At 72.0% G+C, this 22430-nt stretch carries 22 protein-coding genes; 14 read left to right on the top strand and 8 right to left on the bottom strand.

Annotated features, from left to right (window positions below; translation table 11 throughout):
* The first annotated feature begins 110 nt into the window (after positions 1–110).
* Positions 111–1034, top strand: a complete 924-nt coding sequence (locus AC4D2C_RS14910) for a YflT domain-containing protein (RefSeq protein WP_490915633.1) — start codon at positions 111–113, stop codon at positions 1032–1034.
* A gap of 92 nt (positions 1035–1126) precedes the next feature.
* Here AC4D2C_RS14910 and AC4D2C_RS14905 read toward each other — a convergent pair whose 3' ends face one another.
* Positions 1127–2776 (bottom strand): aminopeptidase P family protein, encoded by a 1650-nt coding sequence (locus tag AC4D2C_RS14905; protein WP_490915632.1) that lies wholly within the window; start codon positions 2774–2776, stop codon positions 1127–1129.
* Between the two features lie 35 nt (positions 2777–2811).
* On the opposite strand from AC4D2C_RS14905, the gene AC4D2C_RS14900 reads away from it, so the two are divergent.
* From AC4D2C_RS14900 to AC4D2C_RS14885, 4 genes are read left to right on the top strand one after another with little or no spacing between them, the layout of a single operon-like run.
* Complete coding sequence (locus AC4D2C_RS14900; RefSeq protein WP_490915631.1) at positions 2812–3447, top strand: NAD(P)-dependent oxidoreductase; 636 nt, start codon at positions 2812–2814, stop codon at positions 3445–3447.
* Positions 3447–3896 carry a MarR family winged helix-turn-helix transcriptional regulator gene (locus tag AC4D2C_RS14895; protein ID WP_490915630.1) on the top strand — a complete coding sequence of 150 codons (450 nt, stop codon included), beginning with the start codon at positions 3447–3449 and terminating at the stop codon, positions 3894–3896. The genes AC4D2C_RS14900 and AC4D2C_RS14895 overlap by 1 nt, the downstream gene beginning before the upstream one ends.
* Positions 3893–4081, top strand: a complete 189-nt coding sequence (locus AC4D2C_RS14890; protein ID WP_490915629.1) for a zinc-binding dehydrogenase — start codon at positions 3893–3895, stop codon at positions 4079–4081. Before AC4D2C_RS14895 ends, AC4D2C_RS14890 begins: the two co-directional genes overlap by 4 nt.
* Positions 4082–4091: 10 nt before the next feature.
* Complete coding sequence (locus tag AC4D2C_RS14885) at positions 4092–4934, top strand: PHP domain-containing protein (protein ID WP_490915628.1); 843 nt, start codon at positions 4092–4094, stop codon at positions 4932–4934.
* Positions 4935–5001: 67 nt separating this feature from the next.
* Here the strand turns inward: AC4D2C_RS14885 and AC4D2C_RS14880 are convergent, their stop codons facing one another.
* The 4 genes from AC4D2C_RS14880 to AC4D2C_RS14865 form a co-directional block, all read right to left on the bottom strand.
* Positions 5002–5871, bottom strand: coding sequence for a DNA-methyltransferase (locus tag AC4D2C_RS14880; RefSeq protein ID WP_490915627.1), 870 nt, complete (start codon positions 5869–5871; stop codon positions 5002–5004).
* A 6-nt stretch (positions 5872–5877) separates the two neighbouring features.
* On the bottom strand, positions 5878–7581 hold the full coding sequence (locus AC4D2C_RS14875; protein ID WP_490915782.1) for a DEAD/DEAH box helicase: 1704 nt from the start codon (positions 7579–7581) through the stop codon (positions 5878–5880).
* A gap of 392 nt (positions 7582–7973) precedes the next feature.
* Positions 7974–9479, bottom strand: a complete 1506-nt coding sequence (locus AC4D2C_RS14870) for an RNB domain-containing ribonuclease (protein WP_490915626.1) — start codon at positions 9477–9479, stop codon at positions 7974–7976.
* A gap of 63 nt (positions 9480–9542) precedes the next feature.
* Entirely contained in the window at positions 9543–9989 is a 447-nt protein-coding gene (locus AC4D2C_RS14865; protein WP_490915625.1) for a YdeI/OmpD-associated family protein, read from the bottom strand.
* A 169-nt stretch (positions 9990–10158) separates the two neighbouring features.
* On the opposite strand from AC4D2C_RS14865, the gene AC4D2C_RS14860 reads away from it, so the two are divergent.
* Complete coding sequence (locus AC4D2C_RS14860; RefSeq protein ID WP_490915624.1) at positions 10159–10902, top strand: ferritin-like fold-containing protein; 744 nt, start codon at positions 10159–10161, stop codon at positions 10900–10902.
* A gap of 108 nt (positions 10903–11010) precedes the next feature.
* On the opposite strand, the gene AC4D2C_RS14855 is transcribed toward AC4D2C_RS14860, so the two are convergent.
* Together AC4D2C_RS14855 and AC4D2C_RS14850 are read right to left on the bottom strand one after the other, a co-directional pair.
* Entirely contained in the window at positions 11011–11235 is a 225-nt protein-coding gene (locus AC4D2C_RS14855) for a DUF3107 domain-containing protein (protein ID WP_490907682.1), read from the bottom strand.
* 48 nt (positions 11236–11283) lie between these two features.
* On the bottom strand, positions 11284–11904 hold the full coding sequence (locus AC4D2C_RS14850) for a TetR/AcrR family transcriptional regulator (RefSeq protein ID WP_334210519.1): 621 nt from the start codon (positions 11902–11904) through the stop codon (positions 11284–11286).
* Positions 11905–12066: 162 nt separating this feature from the next.
* Here AC4D2C_RS14850 and moeB point away from each other — a divergent pair, with 162 nt between their 5' ends.
* Positions 12067–13332, top strand: coding sequence for a molybdopterin-synthase adenylyltransferase MoeB (gene moeB / locus AC4D2C_RS14845; RefSeq protein WP_490915623.1), 1266 nt, complete (start codon positions 12067–12069; stop codon positions 13330–13332).
* 19 nt (positions 13333–13351) lie between these two features.
* Here moeB and AC4D2C_RS14840 read toward each other — a convergent pair whose 3' ends face one another.
* Positions 13352–14752 carry a glutamyl-tRNA reductase gene (locus AC4D2C_RS14840; RefSeq protein ID WP_490915622.1) on the bottom strand — a complete coding sequence of 467 codons (1401 nt, stop codon included), beginning with the start codon at positions 14750–14752 and terminating at the stop codon, positions 13352–13354.
* Positions 14753–14935: 183 nt separating this feature from the next.
* On the opposite strand from AC4D2C_RS14840, the gene hemE reads away from it, so the two are divergent.
* The 7 genes from hemE to hemB all read left to right on the top strand — a co-directional run bounded on the left by hemE (position 14936) and on the right by hemB (position 22420).
* The gene (hemE, locus tag AC4D2C_RS14835) at positions 14936–15997 is read left to right on the top strand and encodes a uroporphyrinogen decarboxylase (protein WP_490915621.1); all 1062 of its coding nucleotides are present in this window, start codon (positions 14936–14938) and stop codon (positions 15995–15997) included.
* Positions 15998–15999: 2 nt separating this feature from the next.
* A complete protein-coding gene (gene hemG / locus AC4D2C_RS14830; RefSeq protein WP_490915620.1) occupies positions 16000–17616 on the top strand; it encodes a protoporphyrinogen oxidase in 1617 nt (538 codons plus the stop codon).
* Positions 17617–17688: 72 nt separating this feature from the next.
* Positions 17689–18405, top strand: a complete 717-nt coding sequence (gene hemQ, locus AC4D2C_RS14825) for a hydrogen peroxide-dependent heme synthase (protein WP_490915619.1) — start codon at positions 17689–17691, stop codon at positions 18403–18405.
* 47 nt (positions 18406–18452) lie between these two features.
* Entirely contained in the window at positions 18453–19607 is a 1155-nt protein-coding gene (locus AC4D2C_RS14820) for a ferrochelatase (RefSeq protein ID WP_490915781.1), read from the top strand.
* Positions 19607–20554: a hydroxymethylbilane synthase gene (gene hemC / locus AC4D2C_RS14815; protein WP_490915618.1), complete on the top strand. Its 948-nt coding sequence runs from the start codon at positions 19607–19609 to the stop codon at positions 20552–20554. The genes AC4D2C_RS14820 and hemC overlap by 1 nt, the downstream gene beginning before the upstream one ends.
* A gap of 7 nt (positions 20555–20561) precedes the next feature.
* Positions 20562–21440: a uroporphyrinogen-III synthase gene (locus AC4D2C_RS14810; protein ID WP_490915617.1), complete on the top strand. Its 879-nt coding sequence runs from the start codon at positions 20562–20564 to the stop codon at positions 21438–21440.
* Positions 21437–22420 carry a porphobilinogen synthase gene (gene hemB / locus AC4D2C_RS14805; RefSeq protein WP_490915616.1) on the top strand — a complete coding sequence of 328 codons (984 nt, stop codon included), beginning with the start codon at positions 21437–21439 and terminating at the stop codon, positions 22418–22420. Before AC4D2C_RS14810 ends, hemB begins: the two co-directional genes overlap by 4 nt.
* Positions 22421–22430 lie beyond the last annotated feature (10 nt).

Raw genomic sequence — 22430 nt, 5'->3', positions numbered from 1 at the left:
GACTCGCACGGCATCGCGTCCAGGCCGTGCGCGGCCTCCCGGCAGCACAATGTCCGGGGAACTCCTGCGAATCCTCCCGCGGTCGCGGGCGTTAGGCAAGAATGGACACCATGTCGACATCACCACTTGGAACCACTGCCTCCCGCGATCTGGGCCGGGTGCTGCCCACGGGCGAGACCATCGGCCGGTATACGAGCTACCTCGATGCCCAGAAAGCCGTGGACTACCTCGCGGACAACAAGTTCGCCGTCCAGCGGGTGGCGATCATCGGCAACGACCTGAAGACCGTCGAGCGCGTCACGGGGCGACTGAGCTACCCGCGGGTGGCGCTCGCGAGTGCCGCGACGGGAGCCTGGTTCGGCCTCTTCGTCGGACTGATCCTGAGCCTGTTCGCCGGCAGCGAGTCGGGAATCACCATCTCCTCCTCCATCGCGCTGGGCGCCATCTTCTGGCTGCTCTTCGGCGTCCTGACCTACACCTTCCAGCGCGGGCGGCGCGATTTCACCTCGACGAGCCAGGTCGTGGCGACGAGCTACGACGTGATCGTGGAGCCTGGTCTTGCCGCGGAGGCCCGGCGCATTCTGCAACAGCTGCCCATGAACGGGCAGGCCCAGCACCCCGGCGGCGCTCCTGCGGCCTGGGGACAGGCTCCCGGACAGGTACCGGGCCAGGCCCCCCAGCAGCTGCCCGGGCAGGCCCAACAGCCGGCTCCCGAGCGCCCCGCGGGCTGGAACGACCCCTACGCCGGTCAGCAGGGTCAGCAGGGTCAGCAGCAGCCCGGCACGGCCGAGGAGCAGACCGCGGGTCCGGGCACCACGGGCCCCCGGCGGGGCCAGTTCCCCGACCTGCCCGACGGCAGGCCGCAGTACGGTGTGCGCGTCGACGAGCCGCAGGCCGTCAACCCCTCGGGCGACGCGTCGGGGACTCCCGCCGGGACCGCGGCGGGGACCGGGGACACGGCTGCGGGCGCAGGCGGCTCCACGGACGACCGGCCCGGTAGCCACGGATCCTCCGCGGGGGGCGGGCCGCGCTAGCACTCTCCGGACAGGCGAAGGCCGGGACCCGATGGGTCCCGGCCTTCGCCTTCACTGCCTGCCGGTGTCGGGCGGCTGGCGCGGGGCGAGCGTTACTCGCCGGTGCTGCCCCAGATGCCCGCCATCCAGGCCTCGACGTCGTCGGGGCTGCGGGGGAGTGCTGCGCTGAGGTTCACGGGGCCGTCGGCGGTCATGAGGATGTCGTCCTCGATGCGGACACCGATGCCCCGGTACTCCTCGGGGACGGCCAGGTCCTCGGCCTTGAAGTAGAGGCCCGGCTCGATGGTGAATACCATGCCCTCGGTGAGGATGCCGTCGAGGTACAGCTCCCGCTTGGCCTGCGCGCAGTCGTGGACGTCCATGCCGAGGTGGTGGCTCGTGCCGTGCGGCATCCAGCGGCGGTGGTGCTGGCCCTCGGGCGCCAGGGCCTCCTCGAGGGGGACGGGCAGGAGCCCCCAGCTGTCGAGGTTCTCGGCGAGGACGGCGACGGCGGCCGCGTGCACGTCGCGGAACTTCCGGCCCGGCTGCGCGGCGGCGAAGCCCGCGTCGGCGGCGTCGAGCACCGCCTGGTAGATCCTGCGCTGGGTCTCCGAGTACCGACCGGTGACGGGGAGGGTCCTCGTGATGTCGGCGGTGTAGAGGCTCTCGGCCTCGACGCCCGCGTCGAGCAGGAGCAGGTCCCCTGCGCTCACCTGGCCCGTGTTGCGGATCCAGTGGAGGGTGGTGGCGTTGTTGCCCGATGCGGCGATCGTGTCGTAGCCGAGGTCGTTGCCCTCCTCCCGCGCCCGGGTGAAGAACGCCCCTTCGACGACGCGCTCGCCGCGCGGGTGGGTCAGGGCCCGGGGGAGGGTCCGAACCACTTCGTGGAAGCCGTTGACGGTGGCGGCGACGGCGGCCTCCATCTGCTCGATCTCCCAGGTGTCCTTGATGAGCCTGAGTTCGGAGAGCGCCTCGGCGAGCACGGCGTCGAGGGCGTCGGCCTGCTCGAGGTCCACGCCGGTGTTGATCCGGGAGGTGTCCACCAGCGCGTCCGCGTTGAAGTCCACCTCGCGGAGCAGGCGGATGCTGACACCGCCGACCGCGGAGACGCCGGCGTCCTTCGTGATGGCCACCTCGAGCTCGGCCAGGTCGGCGGTCTCGAGGTCGAGCTGAGCCCTGATCTGCGCCATGGACAGGCGCTGGCCGATCCAGAACTCGCCGTAGCGGGCGTTCGCGTAGAACTCGGCGCTGTCGCGCCCGGCGAGCTCGCGGAAGTACAGCGTGGCGGTGTGGTTGCCGCCGTCGTCGCCCGTTCCCGGGTCCACAGGTTCGAGGACGAGCACGGCGTCGGGCTCGTGGTCGAGGCCGAGGCCGGTCAGGTGCGCGAAACCGGAGTGCGGGCGGTACCGGTAGTCGGTGTCGTTGGAGCGGACCTTGAAGGGGCCGGCGGGGATGACGATGCGCTCGCCCGGGAACCGGTCGGAGATGGCTCGGCGGCGGCGGGCCGCGTGCTCCGCGACGGGTGCAGCGGGCGGGAGGTCGTCCGAGGCCGGCGCCCAGCTACCGGCCATGAACGCCTTGAAGGCCTCGGAGTCGGGCCGCTGCGAGCGGTTCTCGTTGCGGTCGGACAGCGGCTGGCCCTCCGGTGCGTCGATGGGGAAGTCGGATGCGGGGGCGGTGTCGTCGGTGCTCACCCCGCCATCGTCCCACCATCGCCGGGGGTCGTGAAAGTCCGGGATCGGAGTTAGTTTAGGAACTAACATATTCTCACCCGCTCGCGCATCAGGAAGGCGGACCTGTGGCCACGCTCGCGGTCTTCGGCGGCTCCGGCTGGACCGGGCGCCATGTCATCGAACAGGCTCTCGAGGCCGGGCACGCCGTGCGCGTCCTCGCACGATCGGCGGGCTCCATCCGGTCCTCGGGAGCACGGTCGACGGTCTTCGAGGGAGACGTCCTCGACCCCGCCGCGGTCGACCGCGTGATCGCGGGGAGTGATGCCGTCATCAGCGTCATCGGGCAGGTCGCGGGATCCCCGGCCACCCTGCAGACCGGCGGCATCCGGAACATCACGGAGGCCATGGGGAGGCACGGAGTCCGGCGCATCGTCTCGCTGTCCGGCGGCGGACTGCCCGACCCGGTGCACGACAGGACGAAGGCCGCGGACCGGATCATCCGGGCCCTGCTGAGGCTGCTCTCACCCAAGGTGCTCGCGGATGCCGAGGGACACCTCCGGGTCCTCCGCGACAGCGGTCTGGAGTGGACCGTCGTCCGCGGTCCGCGCCTGCAGGACAAGCCGCGCACCGGTACCTACCGCGTGGGCCGGGTCGGCGTCGACTCGAGCACCACCGTCGGACGCGCGGACCTCGCCGAGTTCCTCCTGCGGCAGGTGGACGACCGCTCCTTCATCCACCAGCCCCCCATGGTCAGCTACTGATGCCCGCCGATCCCCGTCGGGACGAACTGCTCGCCCAGGCGATCGACAGCATGGCGTCGCTGACGAGGGACCTCGCGGCCGCCGGCTCGTACCCGTTCCGCGAGCGGCGCCTCGGCCGGGCCCCGATGAACGTGCTGTACCGGCTGTCGCGGACCGGCGGGCTGGGCATCGGGGCGCTCGCCGCCCTGCTCGACGTCACCAGCGGAGCGGTGAGCCAGCACGTGGACCTGCTCCGGAAGGCCGGTCTCGTGACGGTCGACGTCGACCCCGCCGACGCGCGCGTACGGGTCGTGCGGCTGACCGACCAGGCGCACGCAGAGGTCGCCGAGTTCCGGCGCGGCCGGATCGAGGCCATCGCTCCCCGTTTCGACGACCTGACCACGGACGAGGTCGCGGACCTCCGACGGCTCCTCTCCCTCGTCCGTCCGGCCGGCACGACCACTCGATGAGGGCTGCGGCCTTCCACCTCATCGACGCGGGGAAGCTGCGCGTCGTCGCCGACCGGACCTATCCGCTCGCCGAGGCTGCAGAGGCCCGCCACCGGAGCGAGGGCGGGCAGGTGGCGGGCGAGCTCGTCCTGGTGACCGGAGCGGCGCAGGCACCGGTAAGCGGGCCCGGGGCCCGTGGCGCGTAGATTGGATCCGGTGAGAATCGATCTGCACACCCACTCGAACGTCTCGGACGGCACCGAGGACCCCGACGTCCTGATCCGCTCCGCGGCGGCGGCCGGGCTCGACGTCGTCGCGCTCACCGACCACGACTCCACCGCCGGCTGGGACCGGGCGAGGACCGCCGCGGAGGACCTCGGTATCGGATTCGTTCCCGGTATGGAGGTCTCCTGCCGCACGGACACCGGCATCAGCGTGCACGTGCTGTCCTACCTGCACGATCCCGCCCACGCCGGGCTGGCCGAGGAGATCGCGAAGTCGAGGTCTGCACGGTTGACGCGGGCACGGCGCATGGTCGAGCTGATGTCGGGCGACTTCCCGATCACCTGGGAGCTGGTGCAGCAGCACGTGACGGAGGGGGCCACGGTGGGCCGCCCGCACATCGCCGACGCGCTGATCGCCCTCGGGGTCGTGGAGACGCGCTCGGAGGCGTTCGAACGCATCCTCACCGCGCGCTCGCCGTACTGGGTGAGCCACTACGCGCCGCACCCTGCGGCCGCCGTCGCCCTCATCCGGGAGGCAGGCGGTGTGCCGGTCTTCGCGCACCCGTCGGCGTTCAACCGCGGAGCCGTGGTGGGCGGGGCGGTGATCGACGAGATGATCGACGCCGGGCTGCTGGGCCTCGAGGTGGAGCACCGCGACAATCCCGAGGAGGCGCGCGTGGAGCTGCGGAGGATCGCACGGGACCACAGGCTGCTCATCACGGGATCCAGCGACTACCACGGCAGCGGCAAGCCCAATCTGCTGGGGGAGAACCTCACGTCGGAGGAGACCCTCGAGGCCATCACGGCGCTCGCGACCGGCACTGCTGCGGGCTAGGTCCTGCGCGGGGCGGCCAGGGGCAGCGGCCCGGCAGGGCAGGCCCCCTCCTCGCCGACGGCGGTGATCAGGTCCAGGGGGCGAGGCGCGCGTGCATGACCTCGACGGCCTGCGGGTTGCGGTCCACGCACACGAAGCGGCGGCCGAGCTTCCCGGCCACTGCCCCGAGGGTCCCGGAGCCCGCGAAGAAGTCGAGCACCCAGTCGCCCTCACGGCTGCTGGCCGCGACGGCGCGCCGCAGCAGGCCCTCGGGCTTCTGCGTGGGGTAGCCGGTCTTCTCCCGGCCCGTCGGCGACACGATCGTGTGCCACCACACGTCGGTGGGCAGCTTGCCCAGGGCCGCCTTCTCGGCGGTCACGAGGCCCGGCGCCATGTACGGTTCCCGGTCCACCTCGTCACTGTTGAAGTAGTAGCCCGACGGGTTCTTGACGTACACGAGGATGTTGTCGTGCTTCGCCGGCCACTTCCGCTTCGCCCTCGCACCGTAGTCGTAGGCCCAGATGATCTCGTTCAGGAAGCAGTCGCGCCCGAACAGGGCGTCGAGCATGACCTTCGCGTAGTGCACCTCGCGGTAGTCCAGGTGCAGGTACAGCGTGCCGTCGTCGGCCAGGAGCCGCCACGCCTCCGCCAGGCGGGGCAGGAGGAAGTCCCAGTAGTCCTCGAAGGCGTCGTCGTAACTTGCGAGCATCCCCTTGACCGTCGAGTAGGACAGCCCCTTGAAGCCCACACGGTCCCCTTCGCCCTGCATCGCCCGCACCATGGAGGTCTGCTGGCGGCGCTGCACACGGCCCGTGTTGAAGGGCGGGTCCACGTAGATCATCGTGAACGCCGCGTCGGGCAGGGTTGCGAGGTACTCCGCGTTGTCGGCGTGCACCACGAGATTGGCGCCGTCCGCACTCCATGAGGGAGGCGCGGACGGCGCAGGAAGCTCCGACACCGGGTGTCAGTCCTCCGTGCCGCCGGCTGGGTTCCCGACGACCTCACCGTTGCGGCGGCGGGTCCGGCTGCGGCGCGGACGGTCGCCCGACGGGGCCTCGCCCTCGCTACCGGAACGACGACGGCGTCCGCCGCCCTCGACCGTGTCGGCCGGAGCGGATGCGGCGGGGGACCCGGCGCCGCCGGAGCCGGTGCCTCCCTGGCCCCGGCCGCGCGAACCCCTGGAGCCGTCGCCGGAGGCGGAGCCTGAACTCGAACCGGAGCCGTCGCGGCGTGAGCCACCGCGTCCGCCGGAACGACCGCGTCCGCCGTCGTCGCCGTGCGCGCCGCCGCCACGCTTGCCCGTCTCACCGAGGTCCTCGAGGACCTCCGCCTGGATGCCGGCGAGCTTGCGGTCCTTGCGGGGCAGGCGCCCCTTGGTGCCCTCGGGGATGTCGAGGTCCGTGAAGAGGTGCGGCGACGAGGAGTAGGTCTCGACGGGCTCCGGCGTGTCGAGCCCGAGCGCCTTGTTGATCAGGCCCCAGCGCGGGACGTCGTCCCAGTCCACGAACGTGACCGCGGTGCCCTTCTTGCCGGCGCGGCCCGTGCGGCCCACGCGGTGCAGGTAGGCCTTCTCGTCCTCGGGGCACTGGTAGTTGATGACGTGCGTGATGTCCTCGACGTCGATGCCGCGTGCAGCGACCTCGGTGGCGACGAGCACGTCGATCTTGTCACCGCGGAACGCCCGCAGCGCCTGCTCACGGGCACCCTGGCCGAGGTCGCCGTGGATGGCCCCGGCCGCGAAGCCGCGGTCGATCAGTTCCTCGGAGAGCTTCGCGGCGGTGCGCTTGGTCTTGCAGAAGATGATGGCGCGGCCGCGGCCACGGGCCTGCAGGATGCGGGCCACGACCTCGGCCTTGTCCAGGTTGTGCGCCCGGTAGATGACCTGGCGGATGTCCTTCTTGGTGATGCCCTCGTCCTCGGGATCCGCGGCCCGGATGTGCGTGGGCTGCGTCATGTACCGGCGGGCCATCGCGATGACAGGGCCGGGCATGGTCGCGGAGAACAGGAGCGTCTGGCGCACCGGCGGCGTCGCGGCGATCAGGGTCTCGACGTCGGGCAGGAAGCCGAGGTCCAGCATCTCGTCGGCCTCGTCGAGCACCACGATCTTGACGTTCTTGAGCACCAGCAGCTTCTGCCGGTACAGGTCGATCAGGCGTCCGGGAGTCCCGACCACGATCTCGACGCCCTTCTTGATGGCCTCGATCTGGGGCTCGTACGCACGGCCGCCGTAGATGGTGACGATGCGCGCGTTGCGCTTCTTCGCCGCCGTCGTGAGGTCGTTGGCCACCTGCACGGCGAGCTCGCGCGTCGGGACGACGACGAGGGCCTGCGGGGCGCCCGGCACCGGGAGCTTCTCGTAGCCGGCGTCGTCGGGACCGACGACGCGCTGGATCGCCGGGATGCCGAAACCGAGGGTCTTGCCCGTGCCGGTCTTCGCCTGGCCGATGATGTCGTGTCCGCCGAGGGCGATCGAGAGCGTCATCGCCTGGATGGGGAAGGGGTGGATGATGCCGGCGTCCGCGAGGGACTCGACGATGTCGGGCCGGACGTTGAAGTCCGCGAAGGTCTCGGGGACGACCGCGTGCGGCTCCTCGGTGGTGACCAGCGTCTCCTCGACGTCGATGGCGTCGGCCGAATTGTCGGCGACGAGGTGGTGGGCATCCGTCACCGGGGTATTGCCTGAGTTGATGTCGTGCACGTTCTACCGTTCATTCAGGCCCCGCGGCCGCTGAGGCTCGACGCCGGGATCGGTTCATCCGGGGCGGAGCGTATCGGCGGGCGCCAGGGCGTCCAGTGGAAGCCGATCGCGGGCTTGCTACTGCGTGCGGGCTGCGGAGGAAGACCTGCGCCCACGGGAACTCGGGATCGAGTAGGTACTGCGGGTTATCGGGAGAGTGATAACGACCGGGCATCCATTACTACAGCCTCAAGCCTACCCTGCCCGCTCCCCGCCGGTGTCACTGGCAGTTGTCACCGGTAGTTGCCGATGTCAATTGGTTGGGGCAGTTGGTTGGGGCAGTTGACTGGCACAGCTGCCTGGCACGGTTGATACGGGCTGCGTCACCGCGGGCTGCGCGCGGGTGCATCCGGTGGCTTGACCTCGAAGCGCAGGCGACGGCGGGCGATATCAGCCTCCAGCAGCACCACGGTGACGCGCTCACCGGCCACCAGCTCGCCGTAGCACTTCGCCTCCATCGGCGGTTCGGTGACCTGCACGGTCCCGGACAGGCGCGGCGCCTGCTTGCCGGGGGCGTCCTCGACGGCGGGTGGCGAGCCCTGCAGGACGACGGCGGAGAACGCCTCCCCGATGCGGTTGCTCAGCAGTGCGGCCTGCACGGCGTCCATGGCGCCCGAATCGAGGCGGGATGCCGTCTGGTTAGAGGACGTCATGAGGGCATTGAGGTCCGGCAGGGCCGAGCGCACCCACCCGGGCACCTCCTCGCCCGCGCAGAGCGACGCACAGATCACGAGGACGAAACGGTCCACGAGGCGCCGGAGGGGAGCGGTGGCATGCGCGTACGGGGCCGCGATCGCGGACTGCACGACGGCGGAGGGCACCTCCCCGTCGAACGCGGTGTAGCCCGCACCCCGGAAGAGCGACGCCGCCGCGTGCATCAGAGCGAGCTGCCGCGGGTCGGCGACGTCGAGCGTGCGCAGGAACGCGCCGTAGGGCATGCCCGCCGGCCAGGGGTGCTCGAGCGCCTCGGACTGGCGCCGGAACTTCGCGAGCGCGCCGTCGTCCGGCTCGGGCATGGTGCGCAGGATCCCGATGCCGCCGTCGATCATCATGCGGGCCGCGGCCATGCCGGTCATGAGGGAGATCTGGGCGTTCCAGTCCTCGCAGGGCAGGGCGGGCTCCGTGACGATCCCGTAGCTCTCGCCGTCGTGCGTGATCTCCTGGCGGGGCAGGTTGAGGCTCGCGCCGCCGCGGGCGAGCTCCTGCTGGATGCGGTGCATCCCGATCTCCCGGAGGAGGGTGAGCTGCTCGTCGGCGGTGCCGGCATCGATCTCCGCCTGCACCTGCGCGTAGGTGAGCTGGCGCCGGCTGCGGACGACGGCACGGCCGACGGTCACGGACTGCACGACCGCCTCGCCGTCGAGACGGAAGTGCCAGACGAAGGCGGGGCGGTCGGAGTCGGGGAGGAGGCTCGCGGCGTCCTCGGAGATGACCTCCGGGTGCAGCGAGATCCGCCCGTCCGGGGCGTACAGGGTCTGCCCGCGGAGCCGCGCCTCCGCATCGACGGCGCCCCCGGGGAGGACGAACAGCGGCACGTCGGCGATCGCGTACCAGACCTCGTAACCCGCGTCCGGGGGCCCGGTGCCGGTCCGCTGGAGATGCACGGCCTGGTCGAGGTCGATGGAGCCCGGAGGGTCGATGGTGAGGAACGGGAGGTCCCGCAGGTCCGTCTCCGGCAGGTTCCGGGCTCCTACGGCGTCCCGCGCCTCCGCGAGGACGTCCTCGGGGAAGTCCTCGCGGACCTCGAGTTCCTCACGGAGGGCACGCAGCGACTCCGTGAGGCGCTGCTGGGACTCCCGGTCCCTGAGATCCATATGCTGTGCGGGCACACGCCTTACGGTAACGCACCTCACAGACATCGGGGATCCCCCGCGGCCGGGAGCAGGGGGTTGCTAGGACTCCCTGGCGCGGAGCGACTCGACCGCCTTCAGGACGCGGCGCTCACGCGTGTCGGCGCCCTTCGCCTGCTCGATCGGCAGGACGAGCGCCTTTCGCCGGCTGACGGACAGGGCGCCGAACGCCGTGACGAGTGCGGGATCGGCCGAGAGGGCGACGGCGAGATCCTCCGGCACGTCGACCGTCCGCTCCTCACGGTCCAGGTCGAGGTCCACCGCGACCGTCTGGTTGGCGGCCAGCCCCGCGCCGTTCCGGTGCTCGGCGCTGACGGGGATCATCGCGCGCCCGTTCATCGACCCGACGGTGGTGCGGTAGGTGTAGGCACCGAGCCTCACCGTCACTGCAGGACGCCTGCCCCCGCCGAGCGCCACCAGCACGTCCTCGGGCACCTCGATGCCCGTGGCCGTGCGGCCCGCCAGTTCGAGGACACCCGAGAACTCCATGTGACCCTGCCTCCCGTCGGGCCGGCGGCCCTAATCTGCGATGACCGGTCCGGCGCCTGATCCGTCCGGCCGGTGGAGACCGAGCATAGACGGGCGACGGCGGTGTGCAACAGATCCCGACGCCGTACGACCGGTTGCCGCGCCCCCCGGAGTGCGTACTCTTAGCAGAATGAACAACGGCTCCTCCGACACCACGGCCCTCTCGGCGACCGCACGGGACCGCACCGTTCCCGAGGCTCCCGAGGCCCCGGAGGACCCGCTCGCGAACCCCCTGTACGCGCGCTTCGTCACCGATCTGCTCGGCATCGTCGCCTACGGTGAGCTGTCCGGATTCGAACGGCTGTCCTCCGACGCCCGGTTCTCGCCCACCCTCACGGACCGCGCCGGCCTGGGCCGGCTGGCCGTGCAGGAGTTCGAGCACTTCGAGATGGTGGCCGCGTTCCTCGCGGACCTCGGCATCACGATCGAGGACGCCATGGCACCGTTCCAGGCGTCCATCGACGCCTTCCACGAGAGGACCCGCCCAGGTGACTGGTACGAGTCCCTCATGAAGGCCTATGTCATCGACGCCTTCTCCGGCGACTTCTACCGGTCGCTCGCGGACAGCTTCGACCCGCGCACCCGCGAACTCATCAGCGCCATCGACTCAGGGGAAGGCGCGGCCCACCTGCAGCGCCGACTGAGGGAGGCACTGTCCGACGATCCGCGGCTCGCCTCACGCCTGGCGCTCTGGGGCCGGCGGCTGGTGGGGGAGGCCCTGACCCAGGCACAGCGCGTGGGGATCGAGCGCGAGTACCTCGCAGGGCTCCTCTTCGCGAACGAGCCGGACCACACGCAGCACACCACGGCGCTCTTCGCGCAGCTCACGCGGAACCACTCGAGGCGCATGAGCGCCCTCGGGCTCACCGCCTAGACATCACCCGGAGCGAGGGCCCGGCACCTGCCCCGGAACGCAGAAGACCCGTGACCGGCGGCGCAGACCGCCGGGCACGGGTCCCGGAGCGAGGAGGAACGTCCTGGGCTAGAGCGCGCCGAAGCCTACCCGTCGCGTCTCCTCGGCGCCGATCTCGACATAGCCGAGCACCGACGTCGGGACGATCACCTGACGACCCTTGACATCCTTGAGGCGCAGCTCTGTGCCACCGCTCATCGCCTGGGCCACGAGGTCGGCGATCGCGTCAGCGCTCTCGGAGGATTCGAGGATGATCTCCCGGTTGACGTTCTGGATACCGATCTTGACTTCCACGGCGTTTGCCTCCTGTTGTGTGGGCGTTCTACTGCTTCGAAAACTACCCTAGATCTCCTTGGGGAAACGGCTGATTCCGCGCCAAGCTAAACGGTAGACCAGCTCGGCCGCGGCATCGATGTCGAGGCTGCCCTCGGTCTCGAGCCAATAGCGTGCACTGACCTGGGCCATGCCGGCGAGTCCACGGCCCAGCAGCGTGGCCTCCACCGTCGAGAGCTGCGTGTCGCCCGCGATCACCCCGGCGATGGCGCTCGCGAACTGGGCATTGAACTCCTCGAGCCGGCTCCGGACGTCGGGCTCGTTGCCGATGTCCGATTCGAACACGAGCCGGTGCGCCTGGCTGTCCTGCGCGATGAACTGGAAATAGGCGCGCATGGTCGCATGGACCCGCAGCTTGTTGTCGTCGGTGGAGCGCAGTGCGTCGACGAGCAGCTGCGTGAGTTCGGCGAGGTGCCCGTCGAGCAGCGCGAGGTAGAGATCGCGCTTGCCGGGGAAATGCTGGTACAGCACCGGCTTGCTCACGCGCGCCGCCACGGCGATGTCGTCCATCGCTGCGCCGTGGTAGCCGTTGCTCACGAAGACTTCCTGCGCGGCCGCCAGGAGCTGGCGCCGTCGCTCGTCCCGCGGCAACCGGACGGCTTTTCCTGCGGTGGTCGGTTCAGCACTCACGGACGGTGTTCCTCGGGCTCTTCGGTCGGGGGTCCGCCCAGCTTACCCGTCAGTGGGCGGCGGCCCGCTGCCGCCGGGAGGATGATGCGTCGCGCCCCGCTCCGGGTCGCGGTCGCGCGGCGCCCGGTGGCCCGGCACCGGCGGCGGGTTCTACCCTTGGGCATGACCGCTTTCCCGTCGTCGCATGATCCCCAGCTCGCCCCTCCGACGCCACGCGTGCCCGGCGGCCTGCCGCCGCTGGTAGAGGCGACGGGGAGCCTCTCGCAGGAGGAGACGCTCCGGTATTCGCGGCACCTCATCATCCCCGGCTTCGGCACCGAGGCGCAGCTGCGCCTGAAGAACTCCCGGGTCCTCGTGATCGGCGCGGGCGGTCTGGGTTCGCCGGCGCTGCTCTACCTCGCAGCGGCAGGGGTGGGGACGCTCGGGATCGTGGACGACGACGCCGTCGAGCTCTCCAACCTGCAGCGCCAGGTCATCCACGGCATGCCCGACCTCGGCCGGTCGAAGGCGGAATCCGCCCGCGACAGCATCCTGGCACTCAACCCGCTCGTGGACGTCGTCCTGCACGAGGAGCGGCTGGAGCGCGGGAACGCGCTGGAGCTGTTCTCCGGGTACGACCTGGTCGTCGACGGCACGGACAACTTCGCCACGCGCTACCTCGTCAACGACGCCGCGGCGATCCTCGGCAAGCCGTACGTATGGGGTTCCATCCTGCGCTTCGACGGCCAGGTGAGCGTCTTCTGGCAGGACCACGGCCCCACCTACCGCGATCTGTACCCGGAGGCGCCGCCGCCCGGCTCCGTGCCGTCCTGCGCCGAGGGTGGGGTGCTCGGCGTGCTGTGCGGGCAGATCGGCTCGGTGATGGTCAACGAGGCCGTCAAGCTCATCACCGGAGTGGGCACCACGCTGCTCGGCAGGGTGCTGGTGTTCGACGCGCTGGAGATGACCTGGCGGGAACTGCGCGTACGGCCCGATCCGGCCGCCCCTCGGATCACCGAGCTCATCGACTACGAGCAGTTCTGCGGCCTGCCGTCGCCGGCGGCCGCCCCCGTATCGGAGGACACGTCGGAGCACACGTCGGATGACCTGGAGGGCGCCGTGCCGACCGTGTCCGTCGAGGAGCTCGCCGTGCTCCTCGCGGAGCGCTCGGCGGGCGGCGCGGACTTCGACCTGCTGGACGTGCGCACCCCGGAGGAACACGCCATCGTGAGCATCGACGGTGCCGTGCTGGTGCCGAAGAACCTGATCCTGGACGGCGACGCCGTGATCGACGGGAGCAGGACGGTGTACGTCCACTGCAAGTCCGGTGTCCGGTCGGCCGATGTCGTCCGGTTCCTCCGCGGGCAGGGGCACCGCTCCGTCGTCTCGGTGGGCGGCGGTGTCATCGAGTGGGTACGGCGGATCGAACCGGAGAAGATGACCTACTGACGCGCCCGGGCCCCGCGGGTCAGGCGCTCTGAGCGGGCCGTTCGTGGTCCACGGGGCAGACGGCGCCGTCGGGGTGTGTGTGCGGGTGGGCGACCGGCACGACATCGGCGGCGCCGGCGCCGGCGTTGGCTCGCAGGGACCGCTCCGGCGCGGGCGCCTTCTCCGCAGGTGCCACGTCGATCCCGTAGAGGGCCTCCAGCGCGGCTGTGTAGTCGTCCGACCGTCCCTCGGCAGCGAGCTCGCGGGCCCGGACGGTGGGTACGTGGAGGAGCTGGCGGACCATGCGCCGCAGCGCGAACTCGACCTCCTCGGCGGCGGCCGTGCAGCCGTGCTGGGCCCGGACGCGTTCCATCTCGGAGTCCAGGACCGACTGGGTGTGCCGGCGCAGCGCCACGATCGCCGCGTTCATGGCGCGCGTGGTCTGCTGCTCCTCGAAGGACCGGGCGGCGTCGCGGACGAGGTCGCCGGCCTGGGCCAACGCGTCGGCCTGCTCCTCGGGGGCGGCGGCGCGGACGGACTCGAGGGTGATGAGTTCGACGTCGGCGAGCGTCCCGACGGCGGGGTCGAAGTCGTGGCTGAGCGCGAGGTCGATGACGACGAGGGGCCGGTTGCTGCCCTGGCGGACCCGTTCGATGTCCGCGGCGTCGATCCGCGCGTCGCTGCCGCTGCAGCCGATGACGACGTCGGCGCGGCGCATGGCGCCCGGCAGGTCGGCGGCCGTCGCGGCGGTGCCGCCGCGCGAGGCGACGAAGGCCTCGGCGCGACCGGAGGAGGAGAAGACGGAGATGTCCGTGCAGCCCCGGTCCTTCAGGGCCGCCATGGTGGCCCCCGCATAGGCGCCGGTGCCGAACAGCACGACGCTCTTGCGGGACCAGTCGGCGTCGGCGGAGAGATCACCGGCGAGCTCGAGGGCGACGGAGACGATGGAGCGGCCGCGGCTGCCGAGCGCGGTCTGGGCACCGACGTCCTTCGCGGTCTTCGACGCGGCCTGGAACAGCCGGACGAGTCCGCCGCTGGCGGCCCCTGAGCCCTGCGCCTCGATGAGTGCGCGGCGCACCTGCCCGGCGATCTCGCGTTCGCCGATCACGGCAGAGTCGAGTCCGGCGCCGACGGCGAAGAGATGCTCGGCGACGCCCTGGCCGGTGTGGGTCTCGAAGGAGGCGGAGACGGACCGCTCGGGGATGCCGGAGTACTCGCTGATGGTCGACACGATCGCGGAGCGTGCGGCCTCGACGTCGTCCTCGGACGGTGTCTCGGCGTAGATCTCGAAGCGGTTGCAGGTCGCGAGGACGACGGCCCCGGATACGGCCCGGTCCTCGGCGAGCACGGCGGAAGGGACCTGGGGTGCCCCGACGCTGAGTCGGGCAACGGTTTCCAGGTCCACGTTCGAGTGAGTCGCAACAAGTGAAAGAAGTACCACAGCCCTTCGATCATACCGAGAACGAGCACTCTCCACTGAACAGGTGATCCTTACCGGAGCTTGCCTTCCGCGGATTTCTGCGGGATCGTGCCCTCCCGCGCCCGGGGTGATCTTGCCCACGCGCCCCCGGGGCAGGGGAACTCCGGTTAACGCTCCGGCTGGATCTTCGGCAGAATCGGCGGTATGGACCTCGCCGCATCGCACCCGCTCGTCGACGGACGCACGTCCGGCTCGGCGCTCATCTCGGCCTACCGCGGGCAGGCGCCGCACCGGCGGCCCGTGTGGTTCATGCGCCAGGCGGGCCGGTCGCTGCCCGAGTACCGGGCGCTGCGCGAGGGTACCGACATGCTCGCGTCCTGCCTCGATCCGGAGATGGCATCCGAGATCACCCTGCAGCCCGTCCGTCGGCACGACGTCGACGCCGGCATCTTCTTCTCCGACATCGTCATCCCGCTGAAGCTCGCGGGCGTCGACGTCGACATCGTGCCCGGCGTGGGGCCGGTCCTCGGCAAGCCGGTCCGGACCGCCGCCGACGTCGCCGCACTGCCCACCCTGACCGACGCGGCGCTCGATCCCATCCGGCAGGCGGTCGCCCTGACCGTGGACCAGCTGGGGAACACGCCACTGATCGGTTTCGCCGGCGCCCCGTTCACGCTGGCCGCCTACATGGTGGAGGGGCGCCCGTCGCGCGACCACCTGGGCCCCCGCACCATGATGCACGCCGACCCGGACACGTGGCGGGCCCTGACCGACTGGGCCGCGGACGCGTCGGGGATGTTCCTGCGCGCACAGCTCGAGGCCGGAGCCAGCGCGGCGCAGCTGTTCGACTCCTGGGCCGGATCCCTCGGCCTGGCGGACTACCGCCGTCACGTGGCGCCCGCCTCGCGCCGGGCGCTGGACCACGTCCGGGGCCTCGGCGCGCCCCTGATCCACTTCGGTACGGGCACCTCGGAGCTCCTGGTGGCGATGCACGAGGTGGGCGTCGACGTCATCGGCGTCGACTACCGCCTGCCCCTCGACGAGGCCAGCAGGCGCCTCGGCGGGACGGTCCCGCTGCAGGGCAACATCGACCCGGCCCTGCTGCCTGCACCGTGGCCGGTGCTGGAGCGGCACGTCCGCGACGTGCTGGCGGCGGGCGCGTCGGCTCCCGGCCATGTGGTGAACCTCGGGCACGGCGTCCCGCCGGACACGGACCCCGACGTGCTGACGCGCGTCGTGGACCTCGTCCACTCCGTGGAGCCGTAACCGTGGCGAGGGCCGCGGGAGGCGCAGGGGACGCACGGGAGGCACGGGAGGCACGGGAGGCACCGGAGGCACCGGACGCAGGGCGCGACGACGCCGCGGCCGGTCGCCCCACGACCGGCCTCCCCGTGGCCGAGCCGCCGCAGGAGCGCGCACGGCGCCGGAAGGTCGTGGTGATCGGCGGCGGCATGGCCGGACTCGTCGCCGCGCGGGCACTGCGCCGGCGGGGGCTCCACGTCACCCTGCTCGAGCGGTCCGGACGCTTCGGCGGCACCGTGGACGGGCGCTCCCTCGGCGGCTTCCAGCTGGACAGCGGCGCCGAGTCCTTCTCGACCCGCTCCGCCACCGTGCCGGCTCTCGCCGCCGAGCTCGGACTCGCCGACCGCATCGTCACCCCTGACGCGACCGGTGCCTGGGTGCAGCTCCCGGGCAGGGACCTCCGTGCGTCGGCGCAGCCCCTGCCGAGTTCCGGCGTCCTCGGCATCCCCGCCGACCCGGCCGACCCCGCGATCACCGCCGTGATCGGCCGTACCGGGTCGCTGCGGGCCGCGCTCGACAGGGTGCTGCCCGTCGGGTCGCTCGCGACGCGCAGCAGGGTGAGCCTCGGCGAGCTCGTCCGCACGCGCATGGGGGAGGAGGTCCTCACCCGCCTGGTGGCGCCCGTTGCGGGTGGCGTCTTCTCCGCCGACCCCGACGACCTCGACGTGGACTCCGTGGCACCCGGCCTCCGGGCGACCATGGCCCGCCTCGGATCCCTGGGGGCGGCCGCGGGGGCGCTGCGCACCGCGGCGCCGGCCGGCGCCGCGGTCGGCGGGCTCGTCGGGGGGATCGCCCAGCTACGCGACGCCCTCGTCGCCGAGCTCCTCGCGGACGGCGCCGACCTCAGGACGGGCGAGCAGGTGACCGGGCTTGCCCGATCCGCCACCGGGTGGACGGTGACGACCGAACACTCCAGCCTGACGCGCCGCATCCCGGCCGACGCCGTGCTGGTTGCCACCGAGGGTCGGGCCGCCGTCGACCTCCTAGCTCCGGTGATCCCCGCCCTGGCGGTCGAGCGGCCCGACCCGGTGCCCGGCGTCGCGCTCGTCACCCTGATCGTCGACGTGCCCGAGCTCGACGCCCGCCCGCGCGGGACCGGCGTGCTCGTCGCCCGCGGCGTCGACGGCGTCGCCGCCAAGGCGCTCACCCACTCCACGGCGAAATGGGCGTGGCTGCGCGACCAGGCCGGCCCCGGCTCGCACGTGCTGCGGCTCTCGTTCGGGCGCGTCGGGGACACCCCGGCCGACGTCGGCCTCGCCACGCCCGACGAAGCCCTCTACCGTCACGCGCTGGCCGACGCCTCCACCCTCCTCGACGTCCCCATCGTCGAGGCGGACGTGCTCGACTGGGACGTGGTGCGCTGGGAGGGCGCGCTGCCCCACGCCTCCGTGGGGCACCGCGAGCGGGTCGCGCGGATCCGGGCGGTCGTCGCCGGGGAGTCCGCCTCCCTCGCCGTCACCGGCGGTTGGCTCGCCGGGACGGGTCTCGTGGCCGTGATCGACGATGCCCGTGCCCGGGCGCAGGCGCTCGCCGACGCCCTCGACGGCGCCCCTGCCGCGGACGGACCTGCCGCAGCGATGTGACGTTCGTCTCTTCTACTCGGTGTAGAAGAAAAGGGTTTCGGTTCGCCTCGGGGCGAGGGGCAGACTAGTACCATGACTGAGCCAACAGGTAGCACCCCCACCCACGCTCCGCAGCAGGACGGGGGCGGCGAAGCCCCCGGCGAGCTCTTCTACACCCTCTGGACCGTCTTCGCGCGGAATGCCGCGACCACCGGGTCCCACGCCCGGCAGCTCGAGGACGTCCTCTCCTCCTTCGAGCAGGACGGCGTGGTGCTGCGCGGCTTCTACGACGTCTCGGGCATGCGGGCCGACGCCGACGTGATGGTCTGGCTCCACGGGCCGCGCCCCGAGGACCTGCAGGCCGCCGTCCGCCGGCTGCGCCGCACCGAGACGTTCGCCGGCACCGGCATGGTGTGGTCCGCGATGGGCGTGCACCGCGACGCCGAGTTCTCCAAGTCCCACAGTCCCGCCTTCTCGCGCGGCGTGGCCCCCGCGGAGTGGGTGTGCGTGTACCCGTTCGTCCGCTCCTACGAGTGGTACATCCTGCCGCAGGACGAGCGCCGCGAGATGCTCATGGACCACGGCATGAAGGGGCGCAAGTACCCGCAGGTCATCTCCAACACGGTGTCATCCTTCGCCCTCAACGACTACGAATGGATTCTGGCACTCGAGGCCCCGGAGCTCGTGGACCTCGTGGACCTCATGCGGTACCTCCGGGAGACCGAGGCCCGCCGCCACGTCCGCGAGGAAGTGCCGTTCTACACCGGCCGGCGGATCAACCACGACGAGATTGCAGAGGTGCTCCAGTGACGACACAGGCATTCAACCCCCTCGACGGAGTCGACGAAAGCGGCCGCATGGCGCCGAAGGCGTACGACGCCGTCGTGCTCGCGTCCTTCGGCGGCCCGGAGGGGCAGGACGACGTCATCCCCTTCCTGCGGAACGTCACGCGCGGCCGGGGGATCCCGGACGAGCGCCTCGAGGAGGTCTCCCACCACTACCGCGCGTTCGGCGGCGTCAGCCCCATCAACAGCCAGAACCGCGCCCTCCGGGCCGCGATGGAGGCGGAACTGCGGGGTCGCGGCATCGACCTGCCCGTCTACTGGGGCAACCGCAACTGGGAGCCGTTCATCGCCGACACCCTCCAGGAGGCCTACGACGCCGGGCACCGGAAGGTGCTCGCGGTGACCACGAGCGCGTACTCCTGCTACTCGAGCTGCCGCCAGTACCGCGAGGACCTCGGTATGGCCCTCGTGAAGACCGGTCTTGAAGGACGGCTCGAGGTCGACAAGGTGCGCCAGTACTTCGACCACCCCGGCTTCGTGGAGCCCTTCGTCGAGGGTGTGACGGACGGCCTCGCCAAGGTGCGCGCCGGCCTCGCCGAGCAAGGCACCCCCGATGCCCCCGTCCACATCATGTTCTCCACCCACTCCATCCCGATGGGCGACGCCGAGGCGGCCGGCCCGCGCAACGGCGAGGGCGGCCCGGCCTACGAGGAGGGCGCGTACGTGGCGCAGCACCTCGCGACCGCGCAGGCCGTGCTCGACCGCATCCCCGAGGCCGAGGCCGTCGAGTGGTCGCTCGTGTACCAGTCCCGCTCCGGGGCGCCGCACATCCCGTGGCTCGAGCCCGACATCAGCGACGCGCTCCGCGACCGCTACGAGCAGGGCACGCGCGGCGTCGTGATCGTCCCGCTCGGCTTCGTGTCCGACCACATGGAGGTCGCCTGGGACCTCGACACCGAGGCGATGGAGACCTGCGGCGAGCTCGGGATCGTCGCCGACCGCGTGCCGACGCCCGGCACGCACCGGAAGTTCGTGGAGGGCCTCGTGGACCTCATCCTCGAGCGGACCATCGAGAACAACATCGCCGACCGTCCCTCGGCCACGACGCTCGGCCCCTGGTACGACGTGTGCCGGCCGAACTGCTGCGCCAACCGCCGCGGGGAGAAGCCGACCATCGCGGCCGTCGACTCCACCGTGGGGACACCGCTGCCCAACCCCGGTATGTGATGGCGACGGGAATCAGGGTCGGCACGCGGGCCAGCGCCCTCGCGATGACGCAGACCACCACGGTCGCGGAGCGCGTGGCGGACCTCGCGGGGCTTCCGTACGAACTGGTCAGGGTCAAGACGGAAGGGGACGTCTCCAAGGGGTCGCTCTCCCAGATCGGCGGCACCGGCGTCTTCGTCGCGGCGCTCCGCGACGCGCTGCTCGAGGAACGGTGCGACATCGCGGTGCACTCGCTCAAGGACCTCCCCACGCTGCCCGCGCCCGGGCTCACGGTGGCCTCGGTGCCGGAGCGCGAGGACGTCCGCGACGCGCTGTGCGCCCGCGACGGCCTGACGCTCGCCACGCTCCCCGACGGGGCACGCGTGGGCACCGGGTCGCCGCGCCGCGCGGCGCAGCTGCGGTCCGCGCGGCCCGGGCTGGAGGTCGTCGACATCCGCGGGAACGTGGACACCCGGCTCGGACGCGTCGCAGGCCTCGTGCCGGGCGCGCCGGGAGACCTCGACGCCGTCGTCCTCGCCGCTGCCGGCCTTCGCCGGCTGGGGCGCGACGCCGCCGTCACGGAACTCATCGACACGGACGTCATGCTGCCCGCGCCCGGGCAGGGCGCCCTCGCCGTCGAGTGCCGCGAGAGCGAGGTGACGCCGCACGTCCGGGAGGCGCTGGCCTTTTACGACCACCTGCCCACCCGCCTCGCGGTGACGGCCGAGCGCGCCGTCCTGCTGCAGCTCGAAGCCGGCTGCGCCGCGCCGATCGGTGCGCTCGCGCGCCTGCAGGGGGACGAGCTGGCCCTCGAGGCCGTGGTGTGCAGCCTCGACGGACGGTCGATCCTCCGGCTCACGCGCTCGGCGCCGGTCACGGACGCCGTGGGTGCCGCGCAGCTCGGACTCGAGCTCGCCGAGGACCTGCTCGCGGCCGGTGCCGCGGGCATCGCACCGCTGAACAGCTGAGGCCGGGGTGGAGCAGCAGCCGCCCTCGGCCGTCCAGCGGCCGGTGATCGTCCTGCGGCATCCTGCGCGTGCCGTCCGGATCGCCGAGGCGCTCCGGGCCGCGGGCATGACGGCGTACGCGCTGCCGCTCACGGACACGGAACTACCCGCCGACGCCGGTGCCGTCACGGCGGCACTCGCAGCGCTCGGCCAGGGCGGATTCGCGTGGCTCACCGTGACGAGCGGCAACACCGTCCAGGCCCTGGAGCTTCTGGCCGGCACGGGCGGGGCCACGCTCGCCGGCCTCGTCCGGACCGGTGGAGCGAGGGTCGCCGCCGTCGGGGCGGGCACCGCGCGCCTGCTCGCCGACGCGGGCATCGCCGTCGACCTGGTCCCCGCGGAGGCGTCATCGTCTGGGCTCCTCGACGCCCTCGGGCCCGGCGCGGGCGCGGTCCTCCTGCCACAGGCCGACCTCGCCCCCGACGACCTGCGCCGTGGACTGGCCGACCTCGGCTGGTCGGTGTGCCGCGTCGAGGCGTACCGCACCGTGCCCTATCCCGCGCACCCCGCCCGCCGTGTCCCCGGTGTCGAGGAGGAGGGGACGCCGCCACCCCTGCTGTCCGTCCCCGCCGTCGCCCGCCTCGCCGCGGGCCCTGTCCACCCCGCCGTCGTGTTCACGGCCCCGAGCACCGTGCTGCAGTTCCGTGAAAGGCTGGGAGGCGGGGCGCTCGCGTTCCTCCCCGTCGCGATCGGGCGCACCACGGCCGCGGCCCTGCGGTCCCAGGGCTGGGAACCCGCCGCGACGGCGGGCGAACCCACACCACCGGGGATCACGGCCGCCGTGGTGGAAGCCTTCTCGCGCGGCGCGACCACCCATCCCGCACCACAGATCGGAGATCGACCTTGAGCTTCCCCCAGCACCGGCCCCGGCGGCTGCGCTCCACGCCCGCCCTGCGGCGCATGGTGGCCGAGTACCGCGTCCACCCGTCCGAACTCATCCTGCCCGCCTTCATCCGGGAGGGACTCACCGAGCCCTCACCCATCCTGTCCATGCCGGGCGTCGTGCAGCACTCCACGGACTCCCTGAAGCGCGCCGCCGCAGAAGCGGTCGAGCGGGGCGTGGGCGGCATCATGCTGTTCGGCGTCCCCGAGCGCCGCGACGCGACGGGCAGCGCCGGCATCGACCCCGACGGCGTCCTCAACCGGGCCATCGCCGACGTCCGCGCCGAGGTGGGTGACGCGCTCGTGGTCATGAGCGACGTCTGCCTCGACGAGTTCACCGACCACGGCCACTGCGGCGTGCTCGCCGAGGACGGGTCGGTGGACAACGACACGACCCTGGCCCTGTACGCGCAGATGGCCGTCGAGCAGGCGAACGCAGGTGCCCACGTCCTCGGCCCGTCCGGCATGATGGACGGCCAGGTCGCCGTCATCCGCCAGGCGCTCGACGAGGCCGGACACCAGGACACCGTGGTACTCGCCTACGCCGCGAAGTACGCCTCCGCGTTCTACGGGCCGTTCCGCGAGGCCGTGGACTCCCAGCTCCAGGGCGACCGCCGGACCTACCAGATGGACGCCGCCAACCGGCGCGAGGCCCTCCTCGAGGTGGAACTCGACATCGAGGAGGGAGCCGACATCGTCATGGTCAAACCCGCCATGAGCTACCTCGACATCCTCGCGGACGTCGCCGCCATGTCGCCGGTGCCCGTCGCCGCGTACCAGATCTCGGGGGAGTACGCGATGATCGAGGCCGCCGCGGCGAACGGCTGGATCGACCGTCGCCGTGCCATCGAGGAGTCCGTCCTCGGCATCAAGCGCGCCGGCGCGCAGATGATCCTCACCTACTGGGCCCCCGAGCTGGCACTCTGGCTCGACGAGACGAACTAAGGAACCCTCC

The organism is Arthrobacter sp. TJ-240 (genome assembly GCF_058269195.1).
This window is presented reverse-complemented; position numbering and strand designations above follow the sequence as displayed.

Coding starts and splice junctions, on each gene's coding strand:
- AC4D2C_RS14910 (WP_490915633.1), top strand. CDS start 111: ATGTCGACATCACCACTTGGAACCACTGCCTCCCGCGATCTGGGCCGG.
- AC4D2C_RS14905 (WP_490915632.1), bottom strand. CDS start 2,776: ATGTTAGTTCCTAAACTAACTCCGATCCCGGACTTTCACGACCCCCGG.
- AC4D2C_RS14895 (WP_490915630.1), top strand. CDS start 3,447: ATGCCCGCCGATCCCCGTCGGGACGAACTGCTCGCCCAGGCGATCGAC.
- AC4D2C_RS14890 (WP_490915629.1), top strand. CDS start 3,893: ATGAGGGCTGCGGCCTTCCACCTCATCGACGCGGGGAAGCTGCGCGTC.
- AC4D2C_RS14865 (WP_490915625.1), bottom strand. CDS start 9,989: ATGGAGTTCTCGGGTGTCCTCGAACTGGCGGGCCGCACGGCCACGGGC.
- AC4D2C_RS14860 (WP_490915624.1), top strand. CDS start 10,159: ATGAACAACGGCTCCTCCGACACCACGGCCCTCTCGGCGACCGCACGG.
- moeB (WP_490915623.1), top strand. CDS start 12,067: ATGACCGCTTTCCCGTCGTCGCATGATCCCCAGCTCGCCCCTCCGACG.
- hemE (WP_490915621.1), top strand. CDS start 14,936: ATGGACCTCGCCGCATCGCACCCGCTCGTCGACGGACGCACGTCCGGC.
- hemQ (WP_490915619.1), top strand. CDS start 17,689: ATGACTGAGCCAACAGGTAGCACCCCCACCCACGCTCCGCAGCAGGAC.
- AC4D2C_RS14820 (WP_490915781.1), top strand. CDS start 18,453: ATGGCGCCGAAGGCGTACGACGCCGTCGTGCTCGCGTCCTTCGGCGGC.
- hemC (WP_490915618.1), top strand. CDS start 19,607: ATGGCGACGGGAATCAGGGTCGGCACGCGGGCCAGCGCCCTCGCGATG.